The sequence below is a fragment of the Brevundimonas sp. genome (genome assembly GCF_036676055.1).
GTDB lineage: Bacteria > Pseudomonadota > Alphaproteobacteria > Caulobacterales > Caulobacteraceae > Brevundimonas.
On record NZ_JAKFDS010000053.1, the window covers coordinates 1 to 3,256 of the forward strand.

The 3,256-nt window shown below is 70.2% G+C and carries 3 protein-coding genes; all 3 read left to right on the forward strand.

What is annotated here, in order from left to right; all coding sequences use genetic code 11:
- Positions 1–501 (forward strand): thiamine pyrophosphate-dependent enzyme (locus tag V6M45_RS08645; protein ID WP_332655528.1); only part of this gene is annotated, 501 nt, incomplete at its 5' end.
- 8 nt (positions 502–509) lie between these two features.
- Positions 510–968, forward strand: coding sequence for a hypothetical protein (locus V6M45_RS08650; RefSeq protein WP_332655530.1), 459 nt, complete (start codon positions 510–512; stop codon positions 966–968).
- A gap of 45 nt (positions 969–1,013) precedes the next feature.
- The coding region (gene polA / locus V6M45_RS08655) for a DNA polymerase I (protein ID WP_332655532.1) at positions 1,014–3,256 on the forward strand (2,243 nt) is incomplete at its 3' end.

Here is a 3,256-nt window from a genome sequence, read left to right on the forward strand (position 1 = left end):
GGCAATTTCGCCGCCTGGCTGCACCGCTTCTATCGCCACCGCGCCTGCCGCACCCAGCTGGCGCCGACCTCGGGGGCCATGGGCTACGGCTATCCCGCCGCCATCGCCGCCAAGTCGGTCCATCCTGACCGCGACGTCATCTGCATCGCCGGCGACGGCGACTATCTGATGACCGGGCAGGAGATCGCCACCGCGGTCCAGTACGGGATCAATGTCGTCGTCGTCGTCGTCGACAACGGAACCTACGGCACCATCCGCATGCACCAGGAGACCCACTATCCCGGCGCCGCGCGGACCATCGCCACCGATCTGAAGAACCCCGACTTCGTCAAATACGCCGAGGCCTTCGGCGCCTTCGGCATCCGCTGTGAGACGACGGCCGACTTCCCCGCCGCGCTCGCCGCCGCCCGGAACGCCGGCCGGCCCGCCCTCGTTCACCTGATCACCTCGGCCGAGGACATTGCGCCCAACCGCACCATCACCGGCCTGCGTTCCCGATGAGGACTCCCATGCGCCCTGTGATCGCCCTGGCCTGTTCGACCGCCCTGCTGGGCGCCTGCGCCGCCCCCGCGACGCCCCTGCCGTCGCCGCCCGGCCCGATCGCCGATTCCGGTAACGACTGCGCCGTCATCGCCGCGGTGGCGAAGGAGCACTACCGGTTCAATGCGACGGACAACGTCCCGCCGCCCCTCTGGCTCGACGACGAGGGCTCCGGCTGGGCCCCGCGCTGCGACTGGAGCCGGTTCGGCCTGGACTTCCCGGCCACCCACGACCCCGACCGTCCGCACCGGCCCGGCGACCGCATCCAGTGGGTGTCGTTCAAACAGCCGCGCTACGACGGCCGCGGCGCCCTGATCGAGACCGGCATCCTGCACGGCCCCCTCGCCGGCATGGGCTACGAGTGCCGCGTTCATTCCGGCTTCGCCGGCTGGACCGTCGGCGAGTGCAAGAACACCTGGATCTCGTAGCCGCCGGGCGGTGACGGCGGGGCCGCGTCCCCCTATGTTCCGCCGATGACCGACGCCGCCCCCGAGACGACCGACCGCCCGCTCACCCAGGACGGCCCCGCCGTGCGGCTGTGGATGATCGACGCCTCGGCCTACATCTTCCGCGCCTACCACGCCCTGCCGCCGCTGACGCGCAAGTCCGACGGCCTGCCCGTCGGCGCGGTGCAGGGCTACTGCAACATGCTGTGGAAGCTGATCCGCGACATGAAGGGCGACGACGGCCCGACCCATCTGGTGGCCATCTTCGACCATTCGGAAAAGACCTTCCGCAACCAGATGTACGACCAGTACAAGGCCAACCGGTCGGCCCCGCCCGAGGACCTGATCCCCCAGTTCCCGCTGGTGCGCGAGGCCACCGCCGCCTTCGGCGTCCACTGCGTCGAACTGCCCGGCTACGAGGCCGACGACCTGATCGCCACCTATGCCTGCAAGGCCCGCGACGCCGGCGGCGAGGCGGTCATCGTCAGCTCCGACAAGGACCTGATGCAGCTGATCGGCCCCTCGGTGGTCATGTGGGACCCGATGAAGGAGCGCCGCCTCGCCGAGGAGGCCGTATTCGAGAAGTTCGGCGTCACGCCCGACAAGGTGGTCGAGGTCCAGGCCCTGATCGGCGACAGCGTCGACAACGTCCCCGGCGCCCCCGGCATCGGCCCCAAGACCGCGGCCCAGCTCATTCATGAGTACGGCGACCTTGATGCGCTGCTGGCCCGCGCCCACGAGATCAAACAGCCCAAGCGGCGCGAGACCCTGATCGAATTCGCCGACCAGATCCGCCTCAGCCGCGAGCTGTGCCGCCTCGACTGCAGCGCCCCCGCGCCCGAGCCGATCGACGACTTCGCCGTCCGCGACCCCGATCCGGAACGGCTGGCCGAATTCCTCGACAGGATGGAGTTCCGCTCGCTGCGCAGCCGCGTCGGCGACGGCAAGGCCCCGGCGAAGGACGGCACCGCTTTCGTCGCCCGGCCCAAGGTCCCGAGCGCCCCGGTCGCCACGCCCCGCTACGGCCAGGTCCCGACCGGTCCGGAACAGGCCCAGACCTTCGACCGCGACGCCTATGTCTGCGTCCAGACCCTCGACGAGCTCGACCGCTGGATCGAGAAGGCGACCCTGGCCGGCGTCTGCGGCTTCGACACCGAGACCGACGCCCTCAGCGCCACCCACGCCGGCCTGTGCGGCGTCTCCCTCGCCGTCGGCCCCAACGAGGCCTGCTACATCCCCCTGACCCACGAATACGAGCCCGCGGCCAGCGCCGGCGGCCTCGACTTCGGCGAACAGGCCGAGACGCGCGAGCCGATCACCCAGGTGGTCAAGGCCGAGGCCCTCGCGCGCCTGAAAGCCCTGCTGGAGAATCCCGCCGTCCTCAAGGTCACCCAGAACGGCAAATACGATCTCGCCGTCATGGCCCAGAGGGGCATTCGCGTCGCCCCGATCGACGACACCATGCTGATCTCCTACGTGCTGGAAGGCGGGCTGCACGGCCACGGCATGGACGAGCTGGCCCGGCTCCACCTCGGCCACGAGCCGATCCCGTTCAAACAGGTCGCCGGGACCGGCAAGGCCCAGAAATCCTTCAAACACGTCGAGCTGAAACCGGCCACCTGCTACGCCGCCGAGGACGCCGACGTCACCCTGCGTCTGTGGCGCATCCTCAAGCCGCGGCTGGGCGAGCAACGCCTGATCACCGTCTACGAGACCCTCGAACGCCCCCTGCCGGCCGTGCTGGCCGACATGGAGCGGGCCGGCATCCGCGTCGACCCCGACCGGCTCAAGCGGCTGTCGTCCGAGTTCGGCATGCGCATGGCCGAGCTGGAGCAGCAGGCCCACGCCCTCGCCGGCCGCCCGTTCAACGTCGGCTCGCCGCGCCAGATCGGCGACATCCTGTTCGGCGAGATGCAGCTGCCCGGCGGCAAGAAGACCGCCTCCGGCCAGTGGGGCACCGAGGCCAGCGTGCTGGAAGAACTGGCCCTAACCCACGACCTGCCGCGCCTGCTGCTGGAATGGCGCCAGCTCAGCAAGCTCAAGGGCACCTACACCGACGCCCTGATCGAGGCCGCCGACAAGACCACCGACCGCGTCCACACCTCCTACCAGCTGGCCGCCGCCACCACCGGCCGCCTCGCCTCGTCCGACCCCAATCTGCAGAACATCCCGATCCGCACCGAGACCGGCCGCCAGATCCGCCAGGCCTTCATCGCCGCCCCCGGCCATGTCCTGATCAGCGCCGACTACAGCCAGATCGAGCTGCGCCT